This is a genomic window from Paraburkholderia bonniea, from assembly GCF_009455625.1.
Classification (GTDB): domain Bacteria; phylum Pseudomonadota; class Gammaproteobacteria; order Burkholderiales; family Burkholderiaceae; genus Paraburkholderia; species Paraburkholderia bonniea.
In genome coordinates this window covers 150,349-176,129 of the sequence record NZ_QPEQ01000002.1, presented here as the reverse complement: position 1 = coordinate 176,129, position 25,781 = coordinate 150,349, and the positions used below count along the sequence as shown (strand labels likewise).

Here is a 25,781-nt window from a genome sequence, read left to right as displayed (position 1 = left end):
CGATTCACGCGAATTCTTTATGCATATCCGCTGCCGTTTGTTGCGTGCTGCTGACTGTCGCGCATGGTTTTAGCGCAAGCGGCTATGCCAATGCGGGTAAACGCAACCTCGAAGGTCATTTCACCGCTGTTGGCGCAACCACGGCCACAGTCATTTCACTGGCTGCATATGAGGCGGCCAGGTGTGCCTGCGACAAGCGCCGCATCAATGGCAGCAGCAGCACTGCCACCACCGAACCCGCCGCCGCCAGCCAGCCAAGGCCGGTAAACAAGCGCGTATATAGCGGTAGCGACTGCAACGCGTCCATTTCGCCCGAAGGCAGTTCCGCCAAATTCGCCACCACGCTGCCCAGATACTGCGATACCCCAGTTGCCACAAAATACGCGCCCATCATGAAGCCGCTCATCCGCACCGGCACGTACCGCGCAATCATCGCCAGCCCAAGCCCGCTCACCAGCAACTCACCCAGCGAACACAAGCCGTAGCCTCCCACCATGAACCACGACGGCACCCGGCCATCCACGGCATAGCGGCCGCTCAACGCATACAAAAAGAACCCTGCCGCCACGCTGGCAAAGCCAATCGCGTACTTCACCGCAACCGGCACGTCCTTGTCGGATCGCGCCAGCCTCGCATACAGCACGGCGAGCAGCGGGCTCAACACCATGATCCAGATCGGGTTCAATGCCTGAAACTGCGCGGGCCGCCATGCGAAGAGCGGCACGCCAAACAGCGAGAATTCAGGGTTCACGTTACGCAACGCGAAAAGCGTCAGTGACGTGGAGGTCTGCTGATAAAACACGAAAAACAAAATCACCTGCAGCGTCAGGATCAGCGCGGCCAGTAATCCGGCACGCTCAGTTCGCTCGCATTTCAGCAGCATGTAGCCGAAGATTCCCAGAATCGCAACGCCCGCTGCATACACACAGGCCACGGCAATTTCTTTGTGCTGCAACACGTAAATCGTGACACTGCCTAGCACCACAGCCCCTGCCACAACCGCACCCAGATGCTTCCAGCGCACCGGCACGTCATCCGGCGGCGAACCAATGTGAGCGATATAGCGCAGCATGACGAAGTAATTCAGCACAGCCAGCAGCATGCCCGCACAGCACACCGCGAATGCCGCATGCCAGCCCCAGTGTTCTTTGATCCATGGCGTGACCAGCATCGACACCGTCGAGCCGATATTCACGGCCATGTAGTAAATGGTGAACGCGCTATCAAGACGCTTGTCGTCACCTTCATAAATACGCCGCACCAGATTGGCCGCATTCGCCTTGAACAAACCATTGCCGACCACGATCACGCCGAGCGACATATACATGTGATGCAGATGATCGTTCGGCAGCGCCAGCAATAGATAACCCACCGCCAGCACACAGGCACCGAGAACCATCGTGCGCCGGGTGCCGAGAATCTGGTCACCAATCCAGCCGCCAATGGACGGTGCGGCATACACCAGCGCGGCAAAAGCGCCCCATGTGAGATTGGCCTGGCTGTCGCTAAAGTCGAACCGGTCGATCATGAACAGGACCAGCAACGCGGCCATCCCGTAGTAACCGAAACGCTCCCACATCTCGATCAGAAAGACCGTCGAAAACGACCGGGTTTTAGATGCAGGTAAAGATGAACTCATTTGGAACCTCGTATACATCTGTGCATGCAAGCATGTGTTGCGCGTACGGCGCAAACGCCAGCGCGCAACACACGAAAAATGAAAGATACGAACGACGGGCAGCAGCTGAAACGGCGCTCATCATATAGCATTTCGCAGGCTTTCAAAATTCTTGCTGCATGCGCAAAGCGTTTTGTAGCGGGCCATTAAAGCTTTCATACAAATAATTAAAACGATCGTTTAAAAAACATCACAAAACTCGATAAAGAAAGCTAATTAAAATCTTGCAGTAAATCTTCAACCTGTCCCCGCAGGAATCTGCCAAAAACCAGTCAAGTCTTGCATACAACACTTGGTTCAAGCATCCCGCATACCGTTTTCAATATGCCAGAAACGAAATAAAAGTTACCTCCTTTATATCAATTCTTATTCAACTCACTCCTCCTGCACATTTAAACAAAGAGGCTTTGACGGGACAATTAAGTCCTGTTATGTTCTGCAAAATTTTAATCGGCCCGGGTCAAATTCCGAGCGCTGACACGAGAGAGACGATGTGTAATTTCAGCAGGGAAAAAACAGTTGCCTGGCGAAGGATTCCGATATCGCCACAGGCCATTAAAAACAAGCACGACAGGCCCCCCTGCATGCCAGACGAATAACCCCGGCCAATCCAGGCATGGGGTCTCCGGCAATGCTCCGCTACACCCAGGCCCGTTTTAGCTCCCTTCACTGTTCTAGCGATTTCAAACCATGAAAACTACGTTCGTCCGTGCGACGGTGCTGAGTGCGCTCGCCCTTTTGTTTCAGCCCACGGCTGATGCCGTCATGGTGCCTTCCGGCGTCACGCTATCCGCCAGTCAGGACATAACGCGCCAGGTGCCAGGAGAAGTCGAATCGCTCGACCCAGCCCATATCGAAAGCGCGACGGGCAACACGATCGGGCTGGATCTGTTTGAAGGACTCACGCGCATTGACGCCGCTGGGCAAGTGGTGCCGGGTGTCGCACTGTCATGGAGCCGCACCACTCCCGAGACATGGGTCTTTAAGCTACGGCACGACGCGCGCTGGAGCAACGGTCAGCCCGTGACTGCGGCCGACTTCGTTTATGCATGGCAGCGCGTGGTCGACCCCGCCACCAGCTCGAAGTACACCGTGCTGGTCGAATTCGTGAAAAACGCCAAGAGCATCATCGCGGGCAAAGCCAGCCCCACTACGCTCGCGGTGCGGGCCATCGATCCGTACACACTGGAAGTCACGACAGCGGTGCCGGCTGCATTCTTTCCTCAGCTCACCGCGATGGCCACGATGGCACCGGTGCACCACGCAAGCGTGACGAAATTCGGCAGCGCGTGGACCCGTCCGGGCAATTTCGTCAGCAACGGTGCTTACGTCCTTAGTGACTGGCAGCCCAACAACCGGCTGGTCGCGGTGAAAAACGACAAATACTGGAACGCCAGCAAGGTGGTGATTACGAAAGTCACCTATCTGCCGATTGAAAACGATGAAACCGCAATGCGCATGTACCAGGCGGGCCAGTTCGATTACACCTACACCATCCCTTCTGGCATCTACATCCAGACGCAAAAAACCTTCGGCAGCGAACTCAAAACCGGCCAGCAGATCGCCACTTACTACTACAGCCTGAACAATCAGGATCCGGCATTCAAGGACAAGCGGGTACGTGAAGCGCTCTCGCTGGTCATCGACCGCAATCTACTCACGTCAAAGCTGACCGCCAGTGGCGAGCTGCCGCTGTACGGCCTGATCTCGCATGGCACCGAAGGCGCGGCGGTGTACCAGCCCGAGTGGGCTGCGTGGCCGATGGACAAACGCGTCGCCTATGCCCGCACGTTACTCAAGGACGCAGGCTATTCCAGCAGCAAACCACTTGAATTCACCTTCACGTACAACACCAACGACCTGCATAAAAAAGTCGCGCTGTTCGTCACCTCCGAGTGGCGCACCAAACTGGGCGTCAACGCCAAACTGGAAAACGTCGAATACAAGGTGCTCATCAAGCAGCGCCATGACGGCAAGGTGCAGGTGTCACGCGATGGCTGGTTCGTCGATTACAACGATGCGATGTCGTACTTCGACCTGATTCGCTGCGGCAGTGTGCAAAACGACCAGCGCTACTGCAATCCCAAAGTGGATGCGCTGGTGACCCAGGCCAACCAGCAGCTTGATGCGGCCCAACGCACCGCATTACTAACCCAGGCGCATGAACTGGCGATGAATGATTTCCCGCTGATTCCGCTCTTTCAGTATTCCGCCGTGCGCCTGGTGAAGCCTTATGTGGGTGGCTACATGCTGTCGAATCGTGTCGACCAGCGGGCGTCGCAAGACATGTATCTGACGCGGCACTAGGCGCAGGAGCATCCGCCATGCTGGCTTACACCTTGCGCCGCACCTTGTGGGCGATTCCAACGATTCTGGCCGTCATCACCGCGTGCTACGTGCTGTTGCACTTCACCCCAGGCGGGCCGTTCGACACGGATAAACATTTGTCGGCGGCCGTGCTGGCAAACCTCAATGCGAAGTACCACCTCGACGAGCCGCTCTGGCAGCAATATCTGCACTATCTCGGTGCCTTGCTGCGAGGGGATCTAGGTGCGTCATTCAGGTATGCAGACTGGTCCGTTAACGACCTGGTGTGGAAGGCACTACCTGTGAGCCTCGGCATCGGCGGGCTGTCGGTGCCACTGGCGCTGCTGCTGGGCGTGACGCTGGGCACGCTGGCCGCCGTGCGGCGCGACAGTCTGCTCGATCATGCCGTGATGCTGCTGGGCAACCTCGGCAATGTGGTGCCGCCATTCGTGCTAGGACCCGTTCTGGTGTGGATCTTCGCCATCCTGCTGCGCGGCAGTAGCGGTCACGGCTGGCTTCCGGCCGGTGGCTGGGGCGAAGGGGAGTGGCGCTACCGGGTGCTACCCATCGTGTTGCTGACAATCATCAACATGGCCGCCATCGCCCGCGTGATGCGCGGCAGCATGATCGAAGTGCTCTCCAGCAACTTCATCCGCACCGCGCGTGCCAAAGGGCTGCCAGGCCGCACGATCGTGCTGCGGCATGCGCTCAAGCCCGCGCTAATGCCCGTCGTGTCACTGTTCGGCTCGGTCTGCATTGCCTCGATCACAGCTGCAGTGGTGACCGAATCGGTATTCGCGCTGCCAGGTCTTGGGCAACTGGTGGTGAATGGCGCGATCAACCGGGACTACACCCTGGTGCTAGGGCTGGTCGTCCTCACCACGGTCATCGCCGTGCTGTTCAACCTGCTGGTCGATCTCGCGTATGCGTGGCTCGATCCGCGCATCCGGTACTAACCATGTCTCGCACTCTGCATTCCGCCGACGCGGCCACTGTCTCGGCCGGCCCCCCCGCGCCGCCCGTAGCGGCCCGCTCACGCAGCCCGCTGCTCCTTGCATGCCAGCGCCTGGTGCGCAACCGCGCGGCACTAGTCAGCCTCGTGCTGCTGGCATTGATGGTCGCCGCGTGTTTTATCGGACCCTGGCTGCTGCCGCACGATGCACTAAGCAACGACTGGGAAGCACTGAGCCAGCCGCCTGGCTGGCACGGCGCGCATTGGTTCGGCACCGACGAACTCGGCCGCGACCTGCTGGCGCGCACGCTTGCAGGGGGGCGTGTATCGCTTGAAGTCGGCCTGCTAGGCACCCTCGTCTCCGGTGTCATCGGCGTCGCTTACGGTGCCACTGCGGGCTATCTCGGCGGCCGCACCGACAGCATCATGATGCGCATCGTCGACATGATGTATGCGATCCCCTACATGCTGATTGCGATCCTGATGATGACGTTTTTTGGCCGGGCTTTTTATCTCGTGATCCTGACTATTAGCACGTTCTCCTGGCTTGATATGGCACGCGTAGTGCGTGGCCAGACACTTTCACTGCGCTCGCGCGAGTTTGTCGATGCCGCCCGCGCGACGGGTGTGCGCTCCCGCACGATCATTGCGCGCCATATCGTGCCTAACCTGGTCGGCGTGGTGGTGGTCTACGCCACGGTCACGGTGCCCTCAATCGTGCTGACTGAATCCGTGCTGTCTTTTCTCGGGCTCGGGGTTCAGGAACCGATGACCAGTTGGGGCGTGTTAATCCAGGACGGCGCGCAAAAGCTCGAATCCATGCCATGGCTGCTGCTCTGCCCCGCATTGATGCTGTGTCTGACGCTGTATTGCGTGAACTTCGTCGGCGATGGCTTGCGCGATGCGTTCGATCCGAAGGAGCGCTGAGATGCCATTACTCGAAGTCAAAGATCTGAGCGTGCGTTTTACCCGCCGTGAAGGGCTCAGCGTTGCAGCAGTCCAGCGCGTGTCGTTCGCCCTCGAACCTGGCCAGACGCTCGGCATCGTCGGCGAATCCGGCTCGGGCAAGAGCCAGACGGTCATGGCGCTACTGGGGCTGCTCGCGGGCAATGGCACAGCCACCGGCGAGGCGTACTACGCTGGCCAGAATCTGCTGACGCTCGGCGAAGCTGGGCTCAACCAGATTCGCGGCAACCGGATTGGCATGGTGTTCCAGGATCCGATGACCTCGCTCAATCCGTTCCTCACTATCGAGCGGCAAATGACCGAAGCGTTGCAACTGCACGCGCGCGTCTCCCGCCGCGAAGCACGCCGCCGTGCCATCGAAGCCCTTGAGCACGTGCGGATTCCGGATGCCACGCGCCGTATTGGCATGTATCCACATGAGTTTTCTGGCGGCATGCGCCAGCGCGTGATGATTGCGATGGCGCTGCTGTCAAAGCCCGACATCCTGATTGCCGATGAACCCACCACCGCGCTTGACGTCACCGTGCAAGCGCAAATCATCGAGCTGCTGCGCGAACTGAACCAGACCTGCGGCACCGCGATCATTCTGATTACGCATGACATGGGCGTCGTCGCAGGCCTGTGTGACGAGGTGATGGTGATGTACGCCGGGCAGACCGTTGAACAAGCCGATGCACGCACACTCTTCAGCCGTCCAAGCCATCCGTACACGATGGGCTTGCTCAATGCGTTGCCGCGCCTGACTGATCCCGATGACGACACGCCACTGCGCACGATTCCGGGCAATCCGCCGCTGCCCGGTGAAAGCGGCGACGGCTGCGCCTTTGCCCCGCGCTGCGCCAGCGCAGTTGCGTATTGCCGCACCGCCCGTCCGTCACTCGCGCCGCTTAACTCCCTGGCTTCTCCGCTGGCCTCCTCATTTACCGCTCTAACTCCCGCGCTACGTGCCTGCCACCGGCCGCTGAACGAACTCCAGGAATTACGTCCATGAGCACCCCAGCCTTGCTGTGCGTCAGCGATCTGCACGTCCAGTTCAAGATCAAACGCGGCAGTCTTCCATGGTCCGGCAGCAGCCTGCTGCATGCAGTCGATGGAGTGTCCTTCGACATCAAACGCGGCGAAACAGTCGGCCTAGTTGGTGAATCGGGTTGCGGCAAATCCACGCTCGCGCGCGCCATCATCGGTCTCACACCCGTCGCCAGCGGCCACGTGCGCTGGCTGGGCGAGGACACCGTGCAAGGTGCAAAACGCGAACTGCGCCAATTACGGCGCGACGTGCAAATGATTTTTCAGGACCCGCTCGCCTCACTCGATCCACGCATGACCATCGAGCAGATCGTGGCCGAACCTTTGCGCACGCATCAGCCTGAAGTGGGACGCCATGAAGTACGCAGCCGTGTGCGCACCATGCTCGAACGCGTGGGCTTGAGCGCGCAGCATCTGCGGCGCTATCCGCATGAATTTTCAGGTGGGCAATGTCAGCGCGTCGGCATCGCCCGGGCCTTGATCGGTGCGCCGCAATTAGTCATCTGCGATGAACCCGTCTCAGCGCTCGATGTGTCGATCCAGGCGCAGATCGTCAACCTGCTGCGCGACCTGCAACGCGAGCTGTCGCTCTCACTGCTCTTCGTCGCGCACGACCTCGCCGTGGTGAAAGCCATCAGCCAGCGCGTGCTGGTGATGTACCTCGGCCGCGTGATGGAGTTCGGCAACCGTCACGAGGTGTACAGCACCCCGCAACATCCGTACACCCGTGGGCTACTGGCGGCAGCACCGGTGCCCGACCCGGTGCTGGAGCGCAGCCGCGAGCGCCTGCTGCTGCGCGGCGACATCCCATCGCCACTCAATCCGCCATCGGGCTGTGCCTTTCGCACACGCTGCCCCGATGCGCTTGCTGCGTGCGCCAATGAGCAACCCGCGCTCATCCGTCACGGGGCTCATGCATCCCAGGTGGCGTGCCTGCGGGCTGGCGCGAACGCCCTTTAGCAACCCACACGCCGGGCTCCATCCAGACCCTATGCCGTACTCAGGAAACGCCGTGCGCCGCGTGGCAGCCACCCACTGCAATGCAGCCTGCGGCATAACGTTGGCTGGCCCAGCACCAGCCAGCAGATTCATCGACATCAAAAACGAGACCTTCATGAGACACCAAGGACATACATCAGGAGCACAAAACGTTCTATGGCTGGCATTGGGCCGGCCCATGGTTGCCACCGTCGTCGCCACCGCCGCCACCGCTGCGCTGGCTGACGAGCCCCCCGCGCCGCCCAACCCGGCACCGTTGACGCAGCTGGCGCAGGCAAACCCCGGCGCACCGGCCACCTCCGTTGCGGCGGGCATGCCGGACATGAATAGCCCGCTTATCAAAGTCGAAAAAAATCGCGTCAACCTGCCCGAGCCAACACTATCGAGCCAGGCGAAGAGCCAAGGCCTGATCGGCGATAGCCACCTCAACCTGCTATGGCGCAACTATTCGGATTACATGGAGGTGAGCAATTCAAGCCATCGTCATGCGTGGATACAAGGTGTTCAGGCTAACTATGAATCCGGCTATACCCAAGGGTTGATCGGCTTTGGCTTCGATGCCTCGCTCTTCGCTGCGCTCAAGCTGGACGGCGGCAAAGGGGCTGGCAACATGGTGCATGTCGGCAAAGACGGCGATGGGCAAAACCAGCTGGCCTGGGCCTACCCTGGGATGTACGACATCAAGGGCCGTATTTCCGAAACGGTGTTGAAGTACGGTTTGCAAATCGTGTCGAATCCCTTTCTTGATCCGCACGACAACCGCGCGTTGCCCCCCACCTTCCTCGGTGCTTCGCTGGTGAGCAAGGATGTGAAGGACATGTCGCTGGAAGCTGGCAGCTTTACCAAAGTCGACGCACGTGGCCACACTAATCTGAGCTCACTCTCCACCTCGTATGGCGGAGTGAAGTTCAGCCGCCTGAGCTACTTTGGCGGCAGTTGGGACTACGCCCCCAGCGGCACGCTGTCGCTCTACGCCGACCAGGCCGACGATATCTGGCGTCAGTACTACGCCTCGGTATCGCACTCGATTGGCGACCCGCGCACGGTGAAATGGAGCGGCATGGCCAACGTCTATTCCACCCACGACACCGGCGCAGCCCGTCAGGGGCATATCAACAACAACGCCTATAGCCTGACGCTCTCCGCGCAACATGGCGCAAGCGGTTTGTTGCTTGGTTACCAGCAAGTGCTGGGTGACCAGTTTTTTGATTACGTGAATGAAACCAACGGCATCTATCTGAGCAACTCCATGGACGTTGATTACAACGCGCCGCATGAACGCTCATTGCAATTGCGCTACACGCTGGACGGCAGCTATCTCGGCGTACCAGGTTTGCGCGCGATGCTGTGGGGCGTGATGGGATGGGATGCGGATGCTTCAGCAGGGGCCGCGGCAAATGCCTCGGCCTCCAGCCCGTTGCATGACCTGTACTGGAAGAATGGCGAACCGGTGCACGGCCGTCACCACGAAATTGGCTTTGTCCCGAGCTATACGCTGCAAAGCGGCCGTTTCAAGGATACGAAGATCACCTTCATGGCGATGTGGCATGTCGGCCAGGCTCACTATTCCGACAGCAACAACATGGAATACCGGCTGGTGGTCAATCTGCCGATGAAGGTTTTTTAATGAATCAGTTGCACATGGCTACGATTGAGCGCCGCCATGCGCAACTGACGAACTGGCAAGCCAGCAGATAGCGGCAACGGGTGTGGGGCATTGCATTACCCCTATCCGGTGTCGCTATTTTTCATTCAATTTATTAGCCAATTTTTGACTCAGTGCCGCTCAAACCATGACCATTTAATTGCGCTTTTTAATCTACTGGCAACGCTTCATTCCGCAATTATTTCCGCTGCTGGCATATTCTGCCCAATAGCTGCTAACGTACGCTCGCGTATTGCATCAGTCATGCTGCTAGACTGGCAGCCCTGACCCCCGGCACAACATGACGCATACTTGACCGGCACTTATCGGAGTCAATCAATGCCAGCCAGCCCGATCCCTCCCCAAAGCACCTCACAGCACTCTGTGCGACATTTATCTGCTTCAGCCAGCGGCCTGAAGAACCTGCAATCAAGAGCCATCAAGACGATTACCTGGCTGTTATTCCGGCAGCGTCCACTGCGCCTGAAAGGCCCGGTCCAGGTAGACAGCAGCATGACACGCCGCAGCGATCCCTCTACAGAGATGGTCGCTGAACTATGGAATCAGCTCCCGGCCGAAATCATAGACTCCATCAAACCAAAAAGCCTGCCACTCACGCAGGCCGAAATTATCCGCAATATCCGCTTTAAACCTGACTATCAGGATTGCGCCCGTCATCTCCGCTATTTATCTGAACTTAACCTCGAACCCGAAATTTATGCACAACATGTTGCTGCGCTTTTTTCTAGCCCGGTACCGCAACAGACATTGAAAAAAATCGCAGTCGATCTGACTTTACTTAAACCTCATGAAATCACTACGCTGCTCACTTTTTTCAAAAATCAGGCGAGTACCACAGTCGATGGAATCAAATTAAAGCTGAAAGTCACGCTAAAAACCCTATTTGATATGGTTAAACAGGATGAAACGATTCCAGTGGCTGAATTTTTAACCTCTAACCTCTGCCATGAAAAGCTTTTGGCGCTATCTTTTGAGGCAAGTATTTTTTCCCCTGACACTTGGGATCAATACATTTCGAATACCAAATTTAAATCCTTAAAAAAAATCTCTCTGACGCAATGCGTGATGCACAAAACCGCCCAGACTGCGCCAGCCCCCGAGCATTTATGCTCAAGCGTCAAAGAGCTTGAAATCAGAAACACCTGTGATAGCCGTGCCTATCTCCTTCTCTGCTTTCCAGCAGCTGAGCGCATCACGCTGAGTGCTTCCAATGTAGAAATGGCTCATCTCAAGGCGCTGCAGAAAAATAAAAATCTGAAACAGCTCGATTTCGAATTTTCATCTGCGTCAGATCCCGCCAGGCCGCCCGCACTGCATACCTGGATGAGTCTCTCGATGATGGCTACATTGCGTTCCATCGCAGCGCGTGGCTGCGTAATCAATCAGGGGGCGTTTGACCCCGACTTGCGTCTTTCACCTTCGTCTGCCTCCCCTTCCTTACCTCCCGGATAAAACGCAGGTCCGGCCAACGCATCCGCATCGGGAAGCGTGCCGTAACACCCTCCCCATGCAGCAAGCCAGCGCTTAAAACAGCACTTAAACAGCCGCGCCGCTCTCAGCCGTGCCACGGTTCTTCAAATCATCCAGATGAAATCCCGCCACCCGTTTGTACTGGTTCGCAATCTCGCTTAACTCAGCGGCACTCGCCACATCTTCGATGCGCTCGAAACGCTCGCCCTGGGTGCGTTCATAGATCACTTGCAAGATCCGGTCCGGGGGGGCCTTGCGATTCATCAGCACCACGTCACCGGTTGCTTTCACCCGCGCGTGGTCGTATGCCATCAGCGCAGCCTCACTCACACCCAGTTCGGCGCAGCGTTGCGCCAGATACTGCGCATCCAGAATCGCCTGCCCCGCGCCGTTCGAGCCACGCGGCACCATGGGGTGCGCCGCATCGCCTAGCAGCGTGATGCGGCCGAAAGTCCAGCGCGGCAACGGGTCTTGATCGACCATCGGATATTCATAAATGGCTTCACTCGATTCGATCATCGCTGCGACATCGAGCCAGTCGAAATGCCAATCCGCGAACGCCGGGAAAAAATCGGCCAGACGTCCAGCGCCATTCCAGTCGCGCTTAGCAGGTTGCGGCGCTTCTATTTCCGCCACCCAGTTCACTAGCTGATTGCCTGCGTCATCGACGTTGTTCCGGATCGGATAGATCACCATCTTGCCGTGCGTCAGCCACCCGGCGCGCACCATGCTGGCACCAGTCAGAAACGGCGGTGCCTTGATCGTGCCGCGCCACATGTTGACGCCGGAATAACGTGGCGCACCTTCGTCGGGATAGAACTGCTTGCGGATCACCGAATGCACACCATCGCAAGCGACCAGCGCTGCACCATCCACGCGATAGCTCACTCCGGTGCGATCGGCAAATTCAACGCTCACGCCCTGGCCGTTCGCTGTCGCACCCAGGCAGCGGCGATCAGTCAGCACCCGGTCGGCTCCCAGGCGCTCAAGCACCGCATTCAGCAGCACCGTTTGCAGATCGCCCCGGTGAATCGAAAATTGCGGTTGCTCGTATCCGGCAAAACGCCCTGCGGGCTCCCGATAAATCAGTTGGCCGTGACGATTGAAGAATGCTGACTCTTGCGTTGTCACCGCAACCGCAGCCAACGCGTCGATCAAGCCCAGCTCTGCCAGCACACTGGTGGCATGCGGCAACAGGTTGATGCCCACGCCTAATGGCTTGATCTCCGGTGCCGCTTCGAATATCCGGCACGCGATACCCGCTTTATGCAGCGTCAGCGCTAGCGTCAAGCCGCCAATCCCTGCGCCAACGATGATGACTTCGTTGCTGTGTTGCATCTGTCTCCTCCTTGTAGGGCACGTGCGCCGCGCCGGTATTGCCTGAATTCAGGCTCTTGCGACGCCGCCTCAAAAAATACGCAGACGTCTGTTGAATATGCAGCGAAATATAGTGAGCACAAATCCGTTCGTCAAGCGCGGCATGCAGCGCAAAAAATTCATTTGACAGCCAGGGCGAGATTCACTATTTTCGGCAGACGTCTGCGTATTTACAGAAAGAATGGTGTAGCGACTGCCACTGCGCGGCACAGAACCAAACCCACCATGAAGGAGACAGCATGACCACCCGCCCCACCGGCTCTGCCCGGCAAGCGTTCTATGAGCAGATTCGCGCGCTCAGCATGACGCCGCTCTGGGAGTCGCTCAGCACCCTGGTGCCTCACACGCCGAATGGTCCGTGCGTTCCGGCGCTGTGGCGCTGGCAGGACGTGCTGCCGTATATCGAGCAGGCAGGCACGCTAATTACCGCCGAAGAAGCGGTGCGGCGTGTGCTCGTGCTGGAAAACCCGGCCCTGCCTGGGCAATCCAGCATCACGCAATCGCTCTACGCGGGGCTGCAATTGATCTTGCCTGGCGAGGTCGCGCCCGCGCATCGTCATGTGCAATCCGCGCTGCGCTTTATCGTGCATGGCCGTGGGGCGTATACCGCAGTGGATGGCGAACGCACCACGATGTTCCCCGGCGATTTCGTCATCACGCCAGGCTGGACCTGGCACGATCACGGCAATGACGGGCTGGATGGCCACAGTGAGCCGGTGGTGTGGCTTGATGGCCTCGATATCCCGATGATCCGTTTCTTCGACGCGGGCTTCGAAGAAAAAAGCGCGGCGCGCTCACAGCAAGTCTCTCGTCCCGAAGGCAATGCGCTGGCCCGTTATGGCCACAACCTGCTGCCGGTGGATTACACCCCTGGCTCACCCACCTCGCCGATCTTCAACTACCCGTATGCGCGCACCCGCGAGGTTCTTGACCGGCTATACCGCGACGGCGAAACAGACGCATGGCACGGCGTGAAGCTGCGCTATGTCAATCCCGTTACCGGCGGCTGGCCAATGCCTACGCTCGCCACGTTCATGCAGTTTCTGCCAGCGGGCTTCACGGGCAAGCCGTATCGCAGCACTGACGGCAGTGTGTTTTCAGTGGTCGAAGGACGCGGTTGCGTCGTGGTTGACGGTCAACGTTTTGTGTTTGGCCCGAAAGATCACTTCGTCGTGCCGTCATGGAAAAGCTTCACGCTGCATGCCGATGAAGATGCCGTGCTATTCAGCTTTTCGGATCGCCCGGTGCAAAGCGCGCTGAATATCCTGCGCGAAGAAAAACTCGACGCTTAACGTAGCGCACCACCTGCATCATCTGCACTATCTGCGCCAAGTTAGCTACTTTTGCTACTCACACATTTAATGGAGCACTTTCAATGACTCTGGTTTTTCAGGCAGCCCCTGTGGTCACGGTCCCCGTCGCGGGTTCAGACGATGCGTTTCCCGTGCGCCGGATTTACTGCGTAGGCCGGAACTACGCCGCCCATGCGCGTGAAATGGGTTTCGATCCAGAACGCGAACCGCCGTTTTTCTTTTGCAAGCCAACTGACGCGATCGTGTATGTCGCGCCGGGCACCACCGGCCAGTTCCCCTACCCCACGCAAACCGAAAACTGCCATTACGAAATGGAGCTGGTGGCCGCGATTGGCAAAGGCGGGCGCGACATCGCGGAAACAGAGGCGCTGGAGCACGTCTTTGGCTATGCACTTGGGCTCGACATGACACGGCGCGACCTGCAAATGGAAATGCGCAAGATGGGCCGGCCGTGGGATATCGGCAAAGCCTTCGATCATTCCGCGCCAATTGGCCCCCTGCATCGGGCAGAGCAAACTGGGCACCTCAAGCAGGGCGCGATCTGGCTGGAAGTGAATGGCATAACGAAGCAACGTGCAGACGTATCGCAACTGATCTGGTCGGTAGCTGAAACCATTGCGTACCTGTCGCGCTATTTCGAGCTGGTGCCGGGTGACCTGATCTATACCGGCACGCCGGAAGGCGTAGGCGCAGTGGTGAAAGGCGACACGATACGCGGCGGCATCGACGGCCTTGGTGAACTGCTAGTGGACGTGGTTTAAACGCTTGAGGCAAACGCTTGAAGCAACCACCGGTGCGCTATGCGTGAGGCACCGGTCACCGGGAACAACCTGTGCAACTCCATAACTTCTTTCGCAGCTCGGCTTCGTACCGGGTGCGCATTGCCCTCAATCTGAAAGGGCTGGCTTTTGATTACCTGCCCGTGCATCTGTCACGTGATGGCGGTGAACAGTTCGGTCCGGCTTACCGTGCGCTCAGCCCGGAAGCACTCGTACCGGTATGGCAAAACGGCGAGGTGTCGTTACATCAGTCACTGGCGATCATCGAGTATCTGGATGAGCGTTACCCCACTCCGCCGCTGCTGCCAGGCGACGCGCTCGGGCGGGCCTGTGTCAGAGCACTAGCGCTGGATATCGCCTGCGAAATTCATCCGCTGAATAACCTGCGGGTGCTGAACTACCTGAGCGGACCAGCGGGCTTGTCGGCTGAGGCGCGTCAAGCGTGGTACCACCACTGGATTCATACCGGCTTTGGCGCGCTCGAAACCCGTCTGGCCACCGCACGCACCACGGGCCGTTATTGCTATGGCGATACGCCAACGCTGGCTGATATCGCGCTGGTGCCGCAGATATTCAACGCCCAGCGTTTCGAGGTTGATTTGAGCGCGTATCCAACTCTGATGCGCATCAACGAGCAATGTCTGCAACTGCCCGCGTTTAGCCAGGCCGAACCAGCGCAACAGCCCGACGCCCAGCCGTAATACGCACGTAGTACACCGCCCTGGCGCAACACTCGCGCCAGGCGATAATGGCGCCCGCTCATCAAAACCCGATTCACGGCGCTGCGCCGCCCTCACTCTTTCGTTTTCGCCATGGCCAAAAATCCTGCTGCACGCGAGCCACGTTTGAGCCCGCTTGACCGTTTGTATACGCGCCCAGGTTTTATGATTCGGCGCGCCCATCAAATTTCAACCAACCTTTTTATCGAGGCCTGCGCGGAGCTCGATATCACCCCCAGTCAGTACGGTGTGCTCTATATCCTGTTGCATGAAGAGCCGCTAGAGCAGGTTGGCATTGCCCGTCTGATTGGTCTGGACCGTTCGACCACAGCGCTGGTAGTTAAAATTCTGGCCGAGCGTGGCTGGTTGGATAAAACGAAAAGCGTGACCGATCAACGCAAAGTTGAAATCTCGCTAACCGAAACCGGACGGCAAGCGCTACGCCAATGCGAGCGTTATGCGAAAAATTCGGTAACCACGCTGCTCGCGCCGTTCGATGAAGCGGAACGTGAACAGTTTCTGGGCCTGCTCGACAAATTTGTTTCGCACTTCAACGAGCACACCAGAGTGACGCTGGGGTAAGTGCTCAGATAAGCGGCCAACCACCCAGCACGCAAAACGGCGGGCAGTTCAAAACCATTGAACTGCCCGCCGTTTTTTACCTGCCTGAAACTGGCCGCAGCTTACTTCGCCGGGGCAGCATCAAAGCCATACATCTGTGAATCAATCCGTGGCACGACATGAATGCCGGCCCGCGCCGCAAAAGTGGAAACCTGCAGGTGAGTCGGAATAATCCCGACTTCGTCATGCAGCACCTTCGAGGTTTCACGGTACAGCGCTTCACGTTTCGCGTTATCGACCGTAGCCAGGCCCGCATTCAACGGCTTCCAGAAGTTCGGTGAATCGTAGGTCTGGATGTTGATCTTGCGGAACGGGTTGTTGGTCGGGTTCGAGAATAACGACTCAAGCTGAACGCCCATGTCACCCGCATCCGCACCCCAGCCGATCATGAAAAAGCCCATCTGCAACTGGTTCACCCGCGAGATGAAAGTGCCCATCGGCTGGGTTTCAACCTTGGTGCGGCAGCCAACCCGGGTCAGCATCTGCGCCACCGCTTGCGCCAGTTGCGAGTCGTTCACGTAACGGTCGTTCGGCGCGAACAGCGTCAAGGAGAAGCACTCGGGATAACCGGCTGCGGCCAGCAATTTCTTCGCTTCCTCTGGCTTGTACGGCTCAGGCGGCAACGCAGGGTTGTAGCCAAAAACGGTGCTCGGCACGCTGTTTTGTGTCGCTACCCCAAGGCCCTTTAACACCCGCTCAACCAGCACCTGGCGATTAATCGCCAGCGAAAACGCCTGACGTACCCGCACATCCTTGAACGGATTCTTGCCCAATGGTTTGCCGTTGTTATCAGTCACATACGGCGCGTTGTCGTTCAACTGGTTCATCACCCAGAACACCATCAGCGTGCTCGGCTTGGTGTACACGCTCAGGTCTTTGTCCGCCTTGATCCGCGCGACATCAGCACTCGGCACGTCGATCACGGCATCGACATCGCCCGACAACATCGCGGCTACGCGTGCCGCTGAGTTCGGCAAGATGCGGACCGTGACTTTTTCATAAGCAGGCTTGCTGCCCCAATAGCTGTCGTTGCGCACCAGCTCCACCCGGTCGCCACGCTGAAAGCGCGCGAACTTGTATGGCCCGGTTCCGACGAGACCCTTACCAGTTTCGAAGTCCTCACTCTTCAAGCCTTGCGTGTCCTTCTTTGACAGCATGAAGATCATCGACAGGTAATTCGGCAGCACCGCCAGCGGCCGCGCCGTGGTCAAGCGCACGGTGTACGGATCAACCGCTTGCACCTTGATGATGTCTTTGGTGAACACGCCGAACGTGGCTGGCGAATTGGTCAGCGTATCTGGGCGCGCGAGCGAATAAATCACGTCGTCAGCCGTAAAAGCTTGCCCGCTCTGAAACTTGACGTTGTGCCGCAGCTTGAGCTCCCACGTTTTGTCATCCAGCGGCTTCCATGATTCGGCCAGCCCCGGCTGCAAACGGCCATCCGGCGACATGTCGATCAGCGGCTCGAACACATTGCGCGCGACATTGCGGTTACCCGGCAAGTTGGCGAACTGTGGATCAAGCGACGTCACATCCGCGCTCACGCCGTATTTGAATTCAGCCGCACCGGCCTGTTGCTGCATCAATGCTGCAGCCAGCGCTCCAGCTGCTACCGCCAGCCGGGTCCAGCTCCGCAAGGTTGTTCCCATCTCCGTCTCCTGTCTGTGCGCAAGCCCACGTAGAGCTTCCGCTTTATTAAGGGGGCCGCATGCGGCCCCCGCCTGAAACACCTGTTGCGGATCACGCAAACGCTGCTTGTGGGGGCGCTTGCGTGTTTACCATTATGCAATAGACATAAATTTATTTCTGTATAACTGTATTATCGTTATACACTTCAATCGAAGTCAAGCGTTGCTCAAACAGATCTCAGGGGAACGCGAAACCGGCATACGGTGCACCGGGATGGAGGGGTGCACTGTGTGGAATACATGCGGCGCGCGAACACTGCGCACGACGCGCCGCAAATACCTGTAGCACTTTTAAAACCTGGCGCAGACTATCCACGGAATGGAGACAAAGAAATGAGAAAGTCCCTTGCGGCACCCCTCGCCGCCGCATCGTTGTGTGTCTTTGCAGCGACCGCGCAAGCCCAGAGCAGCGTCACGATCTACGGGATCGTCGATGCTGGTCTGACTTACGTCAACAACAGCAACGGCCACGCCGCATGGCTCACCGACACCGGTGTCCAGCAAGGCAACCGCCTGGGCTTCAAGGGCACTGAAGATCTGGGTGCCGATCTCAAAGCGCTATTCGTGCTGGAGAGCGGCTTCAATCTCAGCACCGGTGCGATGAATAACGGCGGCATCTTCGGCCGCCAGGCGTATGTCGGTTTGTCCAATTCGATTGGTACGTTGACGATGGGTCACCAGTACGACTTCATGGGTGACGTGATCGGCAATTACTCGATAGCGTATGTCGCGGGGGTCTATGCCTTCCACCAGGGCGACTATGACCGCATCTCGGGCGACCGTCTCGACAACACCGTGAAGTTCGTCAGCAAGAGTTTTGGCGGTTTCACCGCAGGCGGCATGTATAGCTTTGGCAATGTCGCGGGCGATTTCCGCAAGAACAGTGCAATGAGCTTCGGGCTGACATTCGATCAAGGCCCGTTAAGCCTGGGCGCGGCGTATACGGGCATCAACAATTTCCGTATTAACCCGGCCAATGACCTAGGTGTGAACAGTTTGTTCGGCCAGCCGCTGAACGGTACGGCTTTTGTCGCCGACAGCATGAAGACATGGGGCCTAGGTGGCAGCTATTCATTCGGCAAGTTCGGCCTGATGGCGAACTACACCGGCACACGGATCTCGTACCTCGGCAATGCCGCTACGCTGACGTCTGTCGAAGGTAGCTTGCTGTATCACTTCACGCCAGCGCTGGTGGGGGGTGCGGGCTATACGTGGTCGAAGCTGGAAAATTCACGCTGGGGGCAAACTGCCATTGGCCTGGATTATTCGCTCTCGAAGCGCACTGATGTCTATGCGGAAGCGAACTACCAGCAAGCCAGCGGTGATGGCACGCAAGCGGTGGTGCTGACGTTGCCAACCTCAAGCACCAACAAGCAGCTGGCGATGCGAATCGGCATGCGTCACCGGTTTTAAGCACAACCCCGGCGAGCGGCGTGGGTGAGCCATTGGCCGGGGAGTGTTAGCGCAGATTCAGTTTCTTTCTGGTTTCGAATTGCGGAGCGTGAGGTGCCGGACAGCAGTGGGGCACCTCACGCATTACGCCGGCCGATGTTGGCCGGCTTTTTTTCGTTGTGGTGATGTGCCGGTGACGTGCCCGCGCCCTAAATTTATTTAAGTGAGTTATTCAGCGAGAAAGACCTTATCAACTTGGAAAAAAACTTCGGTTTTTCCTTTGAAGACGACGGCACTGACAACTGCGGGGAACTCGATTGCTGCGGGCTGCAATCCGTTGCCTCCTGGCTCAGGTTAGGCGAGTTGGTATCCAGTGGCACGTTCTGCATCTCAGGCGTAACTGCAGGAGGCGTAACTGCAGGAGGCGTAACTGCAGGAGACTTAACCGCAGTGGACGTGACTGCAGGAGACGTAACCAGCACGCTTGGTGCACTAGGGCTTCTCCCCCTCCTAGCCTCATTGGCCTCATCTTTTTTCTCATCCAGCACGGGATTTTCATTCACTGTAACCGTGACAACCGGTATCTCTAGAAAACTCGTTGCTAAACTGCCTTGCCTCATTGCGTCAGCCAGAGGTTTCACCTCAAACAGGTCTGAATAATCGTGATCCAATTTGGCGTTGTTCTGCATCACGCCCGGCAAAACGGGAAAGGCTGGATGCATTGAACCTGGGCTCATGGCCTCTTTCTCGAACATGAGCTCGGCAGAAACCAAAAGCTTCTCTGAGGGGACCTGGGTCCAGCTACTGCTGGCACCATTTTGCATCGGCTGGCCAGGATATAAATCGTCTCGCGAGCTCAAATATAAATCGTCTAGTGATCTTGATAATTCGCTTTTGTAATCGTCTAAATATCCGGATCTTCTGGAGTTAGATTCACCATCAATTTTCTCCGGACAAACCTGCTTTTGCTCATAAACCATTACAGGGCCAGATTCAGAATTACTGCCACCTGCAGTGACATTTTCACCTTTCTGAGTCGCGTTATTAACCCGGTCCGAATTCAGGCTTACTTTACCCATATTGCGCAAATTAATTCCATTACCTGGATTTCCATTTCCATTTCCATTTCCATTACCCGAATTAACCTGCTGGACCTTCTTTCCAAGCACCGATCCGACCGGGTTACCTCCTCCATAAGACACTCCCATTCGGGTACATGCTGCCCTAAACTCAAGAGAAGAATTATTCATTTCATGTCTCCAAATAAGGCGGATTCTCCTGCTCTCCAGACAAGCATGTCAAGCCTGATTCATAAATATTCCATTTGCATTGAATGATTGCCTTAATCAGTAAATCTTGATTAATCAGGGACGCATGCAAAATGCTAAAATTTCAAACAAATGTTTAAAATAAATCGAATAAAGCAAAGGCCGTCGCATACCGCCGACGGCCTGTTTATTCAAACGGCCTTAGCCGTGTCTGGTCTCAGTCAAGCAAGTGACACGCCGCGAATTGCCCCGCCCCCACACTCCGTAATTCCGGGGCCAGCACTTTGCATATCGGCAACGCATGCGGGCAACGCGTATGAAAATGACATCCCTCCGGTGGCTTCAGCGGCGACGGAATTTCACCCTTGATCCCCATAAAGATCTTCTTGCGCTTGTCCAGCGCAGGCACCTCAGCCAATAACGCCTGAGTGTATGGATGACGCGGATGTTGATAGACCTCTTCGGTTGGCCCGGATTCGACGATCCGCCCCAGATACATCACCACAATCCGGTCGGCGATATGCCGCACCACGCCCAGGTCATGGCTGATAAACAGGTAAGTCAAACCCAGTTCTTCGCGCAGCTTGATAAAGAGGTTCAGCACTTGGGCCTGAATCGACACATCCAGTGCCGCAACCGATTCATCACACACAAGAAATTTCGGATTCACCGATAACGCCCGCGCAATCCCGATCCGGGCACGCTGCCCGCCTGAAAACTGATGCGCGAAGCGGTCCATCGAATCAGGATCAAGACCCACTCGTTCAAACAACCCAGCGACAAAATCACGCACTTCATCGCGCCGGATAAAACCATGCACGTGTGCGCCTTCGGCAACGATATCGGCCGCCCGCATACGCGGATTCAGTGAGGCATAAGGGTCCTGAAAAATCATCTGAATTTCCAGCCCGCTGCGCTCACGTTCACGCCGCGCCAGCGTCGCCATGTCCGTGTTCTGCCAGTAACGCTGGCCGCTGCTGGGCCAGTACACCCCTGCTGCGAGCCGCCCCACCGTCGATTTGCCGCAGCCCGATTCACCAACCAGCCCCACCACTTCGCCCGCATTCACGCTCAGGCTCAGATTGCTGACGGCTTGCACGCCTTTCGGTTTGGCGCGGCCAGTCAGTGCGCTGACAAGCCGCCCCGTCACATCCTGACGAGCGGAAAAGGTCTTGCTGACCTGACGCAATTCAAGCAACGGGGTCATGCGATCTCCTGATGAACGTCGGCTGCGTGCAGCTCACGCGCGGGGCGGATGCAGCGAACCATATGGCCTTCTTCAGCGCGGACTACAGCAATCTCCTGAGCGCATTCCGGCACCGCCGACGCGCAGCGCGGACGAAACGCACAACCACTGCCCAGCGTCAGCAATGATGGCGGCGCACCGGGAATCTGCCGCAGCATCACGCCTTTCGGATTACGGCTGGGAATCGAGTTCATCAGGCCCTGGGTGTAGGGATGCAACGGCGTATCCAGCACCTGATCAACACTGCCGTACTCAGCGATACGCCCGCCGTACATCACGCAAACCCGATCCGCGAGCCCCGCGACCACCGACAAGTCATGGGTAATCCAGATCAATGCGGTACCCGAATCGCGGCAGAGCTGCTGGATCTCGCCCAAGATCTGCGCTTGAATCGTCACATCGAGCGCCGTGGTGGGCTCATCGGCAATCACGACTTCAGGGCGGTTAATCAGCGCAATCGCAATCGCCACGCGTTGCCGCATGCCGCCCGAAAGCTGGTGCGGATAGCACTTTAAACGCTCGTCCGGCGCGGGAATTCCGACTTGCGCCAGTGCCCGGCGTGCCTCATCCAGCGCAACCCGCCGGCTCACTGAGCGATGTGCCAGCACCGCTTCGATCATCTGGGTATCGACGCGCAGCACGGGGTTGAGCGTCATCATCGGGTCCTGGAAAATCATCGCAATCCGGTTGCCGCGAATCTTGCGCCACTGCGCTTCATTCAAACCCGCAAGCTCATCGCCCGCCAGCCGGATGCTGCCGCTCACCACCTTGCCAGGCGGATCAATCAGCCCCATCACCGAATAACCTGTCTGCGATTTGCCCGAGCCTGATTCACCCACCACACCGAGAATTTCGCCGCGCCCGACGCTAAAACTGACCCCGTTCACCGCCTTTACGATGCCGCGCGGCGTCGTGAAATGCGTCGAGAGGTTGTCCACTTGCAAGACTGGCTGAGTCATTTCTTCAACCTCGGGTTGAGCACATCGCGCAGGCGATCTGCCATCAGGTTCAGGCACAGCATCAGCAGCAGCAGCGCCACGCCAGGAAACACGCTGATCCAGTACGAGCCGGACAGCAAGTAGTTATAGCCATTCGAAATCAGCAGCCCAAGCGACGGCTCGGTGATCGGCAGGCCCAAGCCGAGAAACGACAGCGTGGCTTCCAGTGAAATCGTGGTCGCCATCTGCACCGTGGCCACCACCAGCAGCGGTGGGATGCAGTTCGGCAGCACGTGGCGAAAAATGATGCGAGCGTCACTCAGCTTCAGGCAGCGCGCCGCCTCAACGTATTCCTTGCGCAGCTCGACCAGCGCCGAGCCGCGCGCAGTGCGGGCATACACCGCCCATTGCACCAGCACCAGCGCGTAGATGATCTTGTCCACGCCCTTGCCGAATGCGGCGATGAACACCAGCGCGATCAGGATCGACGGAAACGACAGCTGGATATCCGCGAGCCGCATGATGAACGCATCCACTCGACGGCCATAGAACGCCCCGGTGAGCCCGAGTGCCACGCCAAGCGCGAGCGCCAGCACGGTGCAGATCACGCTGACATACAAGCTGGTGCGCATGCCGTACAAGATCGCCGAGAGCATGTCGCGCCCTTGGTCGTCGGTGCCCAGCCAGTAGCGATGTGCGCCGGAGGCAGCATGAGCGAGCGGCGCGAGCTGCGAATCGCCAATGTCGATCTGCGCCAGGTCATAGGGGTTCTGTGGTGCGATCCATGGCGCGAACACGGCAAGCGCCGCGATCAGCACGAACAGCACGAGCCCAATCAATGCGAGCTTGCTCTGATAGAACTCATTCCACAGCGCGCTTAGCTGCCCGCCCATGCGCGCCAGCCGGTGCGGACGCTTGACGGGTTGCTTGATGGGTTGAGTTGCGGCCCTGGCCGGGTCCGGCTTGATACCTGTTTCAGCCACGGCGGTTCCTGTTGTCTGTGCCATATCAACCCTCTTGCGCTGCAACTGAAATACGTGGATCTAGCAGCGAATACAAAATGTCCACCACTAGGTTAATCAGCATGTAAATCAGCGCGACCGTCAGCAAGTACGCAATCACCACCGGCCGGTCCAGCGCATTGATCGAATCGATCAGCAGCTTGCCCATGCCGGGCCACGCAAACACCGTCTCAGTGACGATCGAAAACGCAATCAGCCCACCGAGGTTGATCCCAATCACGGTAATCAGCGGAATCATGATGTTCTTCAGAATGTGCACACCGACGATGCGTGAAGCACGCAAGCCTTTGGCGCGAGCAAATTTCACGTAATCAGTGAGCGCCGTTTCGCGCGTGGACGAATACGCGAGCCGGATAATCAGCGCGATATTGAACAGCGCCAGATTGAAGGCTGGCAAGATCAGGTGACGCCAGCCATCGAGTGTCAGAAAGCTCACCTGCATGCCCAGCCACGCGGTGGTGGTGCCGCGCCCGCCTGAGGGCAGCCAGCCGGTTAACACCGAACACAGCAAGATCAGGATCAGCCCGACCCAGAACGTGGGCAAGCTAAAGCCAATGGTGGAAGACGCGGTAATCAGGCGCGAAGTGAATTTCTCTGGCCGCAGGCCTGCATACATGCCGAGTGGAATCCCCAGCACCATCGCCATCAGCATCGAGATCAGCGCCAGCTCCATGGTGGCGGGCATGCGAGCCAGGATCATTTGCGCGACCGGCGCACCGGTCAAAAATGAAGTGCCGAAATCGCCGCGCACGGAGTGGCTAAGGAAGTTCCAGTACTGCCGCCAGGCGGGCTGATCGAGCCCGAGTGAAGCGATGATGCGGGTGCGCATTTCTGGCGTGGCGCTATCCGGCACCATCAGCGCAATCGGATCACCCACCACATACACACCGGCGAACACCAGCAGCGACATGACCCACAGCGCCAGTACGCTCTGGAATAGTCTGCGCAAAATAAACTCAAGCATGGAATGTCTCGCTCCATCGGGGGAATGGTTCTAAGCGACAGGACGGAATGCGCCTGTTTGTGATCTGCCGCAGCCAGAGATGCGCGCAGCGGACCGAGCTTTTTTGCCAAGTATAATATAGTTTATATTTATGTTCGTTCTAATCTCAAAAATAAGACTGACGCCGGAATCCTTGCTGCATGGGTCCGGCGTTATGCGTTACCGCTTCAAGCGCTGACCGTCACCAGCTCGCGCAACGCGGCAAAAAAGCGGGCGTTTTCTTTTGGCAACCCGACCGTCACGCGCAGCCATTCACCTAAACCGTAGTCGACCACCTTGCGCACGATGATGCCGCGCCGCAGCAGCGCATCGAACAGTTCGGCCGAGTTACCGACCTTGATGACGACAAAGTTGCCCTGGCTTTCGACATACGTCAGCCCAAGTTCCTTACACAGCGCGTAGAACTGCACGATGCCTTCGCGGTTGAGGCGATATGACTCGTTTAGATAATCGTCGTCGCTCAACGCGGCGATAGCCGCAGCCTGTGCCAGCGAATTCACGTTGAAGGTTTGACGCACGCGGTTGAGCAGATCGGTGACGTAAGGCGTGGCCAGGGCAAAGCCCACGCGCAGCCCCGCCAGGCCAAAGGCCTTCGAGAACGTGCGCGACACCACCAGGTTCGGATAGCGCCGCACCAGTTCAGTGCTGTCGTAGCGCAGCTGCGGTTCGAGGTATTCGTTGTATGCCTCGTCGAGCAGCACCACCACATCGCCGGGAATACGCTCGAGAAAAGCGCTGAGCTGCTCCAGCGAAAAGAACGTGCCAGTTGGATTGTTTGGATTGGCGAGATACACCACCCGGGTTGCGGGCGTCACGGCTTTTGCCATCGCATCGAGATCGTGGCCGTAGTCTTTTGCCGGCACCTGGATCATGCGTGCACCGGTCGCCTTGACTGCGTTTTGCCACGCCATGAATGCGTATTGCGACGACACCGCGTTGCAGTCCTGCTCCGGTTGCGCTGCCTGCAAAAAGGCCCGCGCCACCAGCTCAAGAATGTCGCTTGAGCCATTGCCCAGCGTGATCCAGTTCTTTTCGATCTTGTAGCGCTGCGCCAGCGCGGTTTTCAATGCATGGCCGTTCGGATCGGGATAACGCGCCCCACCCTGCAAAATCGCGTCGATCGCAGCCCGTGCTGCCGGCGGCATGCCCAACGGGTTTTCATTCGAAGCCAGCTTGATGATGCTGGCTTCCGGCAAACCGTATTCACGGGCTGTTTCTTCGATAGGCTTGCCCGCCTGATACGGTTTGAGCGAACCAATATAAGCAGGAGCGACGGGGCGCAGTTCGGTTGTCATGGAGAGGCCTTGTTAGCGAGCTGAAATACGGTGAGAACGTGTGGTGGCAGCAACCG

Annotated in this window: 21 protein-coding genes; 12 read left to right on the top strand and 9 right to left on the bottom strand. The window is 57.9% G+C overall.

Going from position 1 to position 25,781, the window contains the following annotated elements; genetic code table 11:
• Window positions 1-115 precede the first annotated feature (115 nt).
• On the bottom strand, window positions 116-1,639 hold the full coding sequence (locus tag GH656_RS14660) for a peptide MFS transporter (protein WP_153076812.1): 1,524 nt from the start codon (window positions 1,637-1,639) through the stop codon (window positions 116-118).
• 729 nt (window positions 1,640-2,368) lie between these two features.
• Between GH656_RS14660 and GH656_RS14655 the strand changes: the two genes are divergently transcribed.
• The 7 genes from GH656_RS14655 to GH656_RS14625 all read left to right on the top strand — a co-directional run bounded on the left by GH656_RS14655 (window position 2,369) and on the right by GH656_RS14625 (window position 11,046).
• Complete coding sequence (locus GH656_RS14655; RefSeq protein ID WP_153076811.1) at window positions 2,369-3,985, top strand: peptide ABC transporter substrate-binding protein; 1,617 nt, start codon at window positions 2,369-2,371, stop codon at window positions 3,983-3,985.
• A 17-nt stretch (window positions 3,986-4,002) separates the two neighbouring features.
• Window positions 4,003-4,941, top strand: coding sequence for an ABC transporter permease subunit (locus tag GH656_RS14650; protein ID WP_153076810.1), 939 nt, complete (start codon window positions 4,003-4,005; stop codon window positions 4,939-4,941).
• Between the two features lie 2 nt (window positions 4,942-4,943).
• Entirely contained in the window at window positions 4,944-5,864 is a 921-nt protein-coding gene (locus GH656_RS14645) for an ABC transporter permease (protein ID WP_153076809.1), read from the top strand.
• Between the two features lies 1 nt (window position 5,865).
• Window positions 5,866-6,894: an ABC transporter ATP-binding protein gene (locus GH656_RS14640; RefSeq protein ID WP_153076808.1), complete on the top strand. Its 1,029-nt coding sequence runs from the start codon at window positions 5,866-5,868 to the stop codon at window positions 6,892-6,894.
• Window positions 6,891-7,889, top strand: coding sequence for an oligopeptide/dipeptide ABC transporter ATP-binding protein (locus GH656_RS14635; RefSeq protein WP_153076807.1), 999 nt, complete (start codon window positions 6,891-6,893; stop codon window positions 7,887-7,889). Before GH656_RS14640 ends, GH656_RS14635 begins: the two co-directional genes overlap by 4 nt.
• Window positions 7,890-8,043: 154 nt before the next feature.
• Entirely contained in the window at window positions 8,044-9,555 is a 1,512-nt protein-coding gene (locus tag GH656_RS14630; RefSeq protein WP_153076806.1) for an OprD family outer membrane porin, read from the top strand.
• Window positions 9,556-9,912: 357 nt separating this feature from the next.
• Window positions 9,913-11,046 carry a hypothetical protein gene (locus GH656_RS14625; RefSeq protein ID WP_153076805.1) on the top strand — a complete coding sequence of 378 codons (1,134 nt, stop codon included), beginning with the start codon at window positions 9,913-9,915 and terminating at the stop codon, window positions 11,044-11,046.
• An 84-nt stretch (window positions 11,047-11,130) separates the two neighbouring features.
• Here GH656_RS14625 and GH656_RS14620 read toward each other — a convergent pair whose 3' ends face one another.
• On the bottom strand, window positions 11,131-12,402 hold the full coding sequence (locus GH656_RS14620; protein WP_153076804.1) for a flavin-dependent oxidoreductase: 1,272 nt from the start codon (window positions 12,400-12,402) through the stop codon (window positions 11,131-11,133).
• 278 nt (window positions 12,403-12,680) lie between these two features.
• On the opposite strand from GH656_RS14620, the gene gtdA reads away from it, so the two are divergent.
• From gtdA to GH656_RS14600, 4 genes are all read left to right on the top strand, one after another.
• A complete protein-coding gene (gene gtdA, locus GH656_RS14615; RefSeq protein ID WP_153076803.1) occupies window positions 12,681-13,733 on the top strand; it encodes a gentisate 1,2-dioxygenase in 1,053 nt (350 codons plus the stop codon).
• Between the two features lie 83 nt (window positions 13,734-13,816).
• Complete coding sequence (locus GH656_RS14610; protein ID WP_153076802.1) at window positions 13,817-14,515, top strand: fumarylacetoacetate hydrolase family protein; 699 nt, start codon at window positions 13,817-13,819, stop codon at window positions 14,513-14,515.
• A 71-nt stretch (window positions 14,516-14,586) separates the two neighbouring features.
• Window positions 14,587-15,234: a maleylacetoacetate isomerase gene (maiA, locus tag GH656_RS14605; RefSeq protein ID WP_153076801.1), complete on the top strand. Its 648-nt coding sequence runs from the start codon at window positions 14,587-14,589 to the stop codon at window positions 15,232-15,234.
• Window positions 15,235-15,345: 111 nt separating this feature from the next.
• The gene (locus GH656_RS14600; RefSeq protein WP_153076800.1) at window positions 15,346-15,834 is read left to right on the top strand and encodes a MarR family winged helix-turn-helix transcriptional regulator; all 489 of its coding nucleotides are present in this window, start codon (window positions 15,346-15,348) and stop codon (window positions 15,832-15,834) included.
• A gap of 101 nt (window positions 15,835-15,935) precedes the next feature.
• Here GH656_RS14600 and GH656_RS14595 read toward each other — a convergent pair whose 3' ends face one another.
• Window positions 15,936-17,522 carry an ABC transporter substrate-binding protein gene (locus GH656_RS14595; RefSeq protein WP_153076799.1) on the bottom strand — a complete coding sequence of 529 codons (1,587 nt, stop codon included), beginning with the start codon at window positions 17,520-17,522 and terminating at the stop codon, window positions 15,936-15,938.
• 372 nt (window positions 17,523-17,894) lie between these two features.
• On the opposite strand from GH656_RS14595, the gene GH656_RS14590 reads away from it, so the two are divergent.
• Window positions 17,895-18,974: a porin gene (locus GH656_RS14590; protein ID WP_153076798.1), complete on the top strand. Its 1,080-nt coding sequence runs from the start codon at window positions 17,895-17,897 to the stop codon at window positions 18,972-18,974.
• Window positions 18,975-19,168: 194 nt separating this feature from the next.
• On the opposite strand, the gene GH656_RS14585 is transcribed toward GH656_RS14590, so the two are convergent.
• The 6 genes from GH656_RS14585 to hisC all read right to left on the bottom strand — a co-directional run bounded on the left by GH656_RS14585 (window position 19,169) and on the right by hisC (window position 25,725).
• A complete protein-coding gene (locus GH656_RS14585; protein ID WP_153076797.1) occupies window positions 19,169-20,203 on the bottom strand; it encodes a hypothetical protein in 1,035 nt (344 codons plus the stop codon).
• A gap of 235 nt (window positions 20,204-20,438) precedes the next feature.
• Complete coding sequence (locus GH656_RS14580; RefSeq protein WP_153076796.1) at window positions 20,439-21,428, bottom strand: ABC transporter ATP-binding protein; 990 nt, start codon at window positions 21,426-21,428, stop codon at window positions 20,439-20,441.
• Entirely contained in the window at window positions 21,425-22,426 is a 1,002-nt protein-coding gene (locus GH656_RS14575) for an ABC transporter ATP-binding protein (RefSeq protein WP_153076795.1), read from the bottom strand. The genes GH656_RS14580 and GH656_RS14575 overlap by 4 nt, the downstream gene beginning before the upstream one ends.
• Entirely contained in the window at window positions 22,423-23,298 is an 876-nt protein-coding gene (locus GH656_RS14570) for an ABC transporter permease (protein WP_153077339.1), read from the bottom strand. The genes GH656_RS14575 and GH656_RS14570 overlap by 4 nt, the downstream gene beginning before the upstream one ends.
• Window positions 23,299-23,413: 115 nt before the next feature.
• Window positions 23,414-24,391, bottom strand: a complete 978-nt coding sequence (locus tag GH656_RS14565) for an ABC transporter permease (protein WP_153076794.1) — start codon at window positions 24,389-24,391, stop codon at window positions 23,414-23,416.
• Between the two features lie 206 nt (window positions 24,392-24,597).
• Window positions 24,598-25,725: a histidinol-phosphate transaminase gene (hisC, locus tag GH656_RS14560; RefSeq protein ID WP_153076793.1), complete on the bottom strand. Its 1,128-nt coding sequence runs from the start codon at window positions 25,723-25,725 to the stop codon at window positions 24,598-24,600.
• Between the last annotated feature and the right edge of the window lie 56 nt (window positions 25,726-25,781).

What these genes read in the sequence shown, in the direction of transcription:
- GH656_RS14660 (WP_153076812.1), bottom strand. Translation starts at nt 1,639, where the DNA reads ATGAGTTCATCTTTACCTGCATCTAAAACCCGGTCGTTTTCGACGGTC.
- GH656_RS14655 (WP_153076811.1), top strand. Translation starts at nt 2,369, where the DNA reads ATGAAAACTACGTTCGTCCGTGCGACGGTGCTGAGTGCGCTCGCCCTT.
- GH656_RS14650 (WP_153076810.1), top strand. Translation starts at nt 4,003, where the DNA reads ATGCTGGCTTACACCTTGCGCCGCACCTTGTGGGCGATTCCAACGATT.
- GH656_RS14645 (WP_153076809.1), top strand. Translation starts at nt 4,944, where the DNA reads ATGTCTCGCACTCTGCATTCCGCCGACGCGGCCACTGTCTCGGCCGGC.
- GH656_RS14640 (WP_153076808.1), top strand. Translation starts at nt 5,866, where the DNA reads ATGCCATTACTCGAAGTCAAAGATCTGAGCGTGCGTTTTACCCGCCGT.
- GH656_RS14635 (WP_153076807.1), top strand. Translation starts at nt 6,891, where the DNA reads ATGAGCACCCCAGCCTTGCTGTGCGTCAGCGATCTGCACGTCCAGTTC.
- GH656_RS14630 (WP_153076806.1), top strand. Translation starts at nt 8,044, where the DNA reads ATGAGACACCAAGGACATACATCAGGAGCACAAAACGTTCTATGGCTG.
- GH656_RS14625 (WP_153076805.1), top strand. Translation starts at nt 9,913, where the DNA reads ATGCCAGCCAGCCCGATCCCTCCCCAAAGCACCTCACAGCACTCTGTG.
- GH656_RS14620 (WP_153076804.1), bottom strand. Translation starts at nt 12,402, where the DNA reads ATGCAACACAGCAACGAAGTCATCATCGTTGGCGCAGGGATTGGCGGC.
- gtdA (WP_153076803.1), top strand. Translation starts at nt 12,681, where the DNA reads ATGACCACCCGCCCCACCGGCTCTGCCCGGCAAGCGTTCTATGAGCAG.
- GH656_RS14610 (WP_153076802.1), top strand. Translation starts at nt 13,817, where the DNA reads ATGACTCTGGTTTTTCAGGCAGCCCCTGTGGTCACGGTCCCCGTCGCG.
- GH656_RS14600 (WP_153076800.1), top strand. Translation starts at nt 15,346, where the DNA reads ATGGCCAAAAATCCTGCTGCACGCGAGCCACGTTTGAGCCCGCTTGAC.
- GH656_RS14595 (WP_153076799.1), bottom strand. Translation starts at nt 17,522, where the DNA reads ATGGGAACAACCTTGCGGAGCTGGACCCGGCTGGCGGTAGCAGCTGGA.
- GH656_RS14590 (WP_153076798.1), top strand. Translation starts at nt 17,895, where the DNA reads ATGAGAAAGTCCCTTGCGGCACCCCTCGCCGCCGCATCGTTGTGTGTC.
- GH656_RS14585 (WP_153076797.1), bottom strand. Translation starts at nt 20,203, where the DNA reads ATGAATAATTCTTCTCTTGAGTTTAGGGCAGCATGTACCCGAATGGGA.
- GH656_RS14580 (WP_153076796.1), bottom strand. Translation starts at nt 21,428, where the DNA reads ATGACCCCGTTGCTTGAATTGCGTCAGGTCAGCAAGACCTTTTCCGCT.
- GH656_RS14575 (WP_153076795.1), bottom strand. Translation starts at nt 22,426, where the DNA reads ATGACTCAGCCAGTCTTGCAAGTGGACAACCTCTCGACGCATTTCACG.
- GH656_RS14570 (WP_153077339.1), bottom strand. Translation starts at nt 23,298, where the DNA reads ATGGGCGGGCAGCTAAGCGCGCTGTGGAATGAGTTCTATCAGAGCAAG.
- GH656_RS14565 (WP_153076794.1), bottom strand. Translation starts at nt 24,391, where the DNA reads ATGCTTGAGTTTATTTTGCGCAGACTATTCCAGAGCGTACTGGCGCTG.
- hisC (WP_153076793.1), bottom strand. Translation starts at nt 25,725, where the DNA reads ATGACAACCGAACTGCGCCCCGTCGCTCCTGCTTATATTGGTTCGCTC.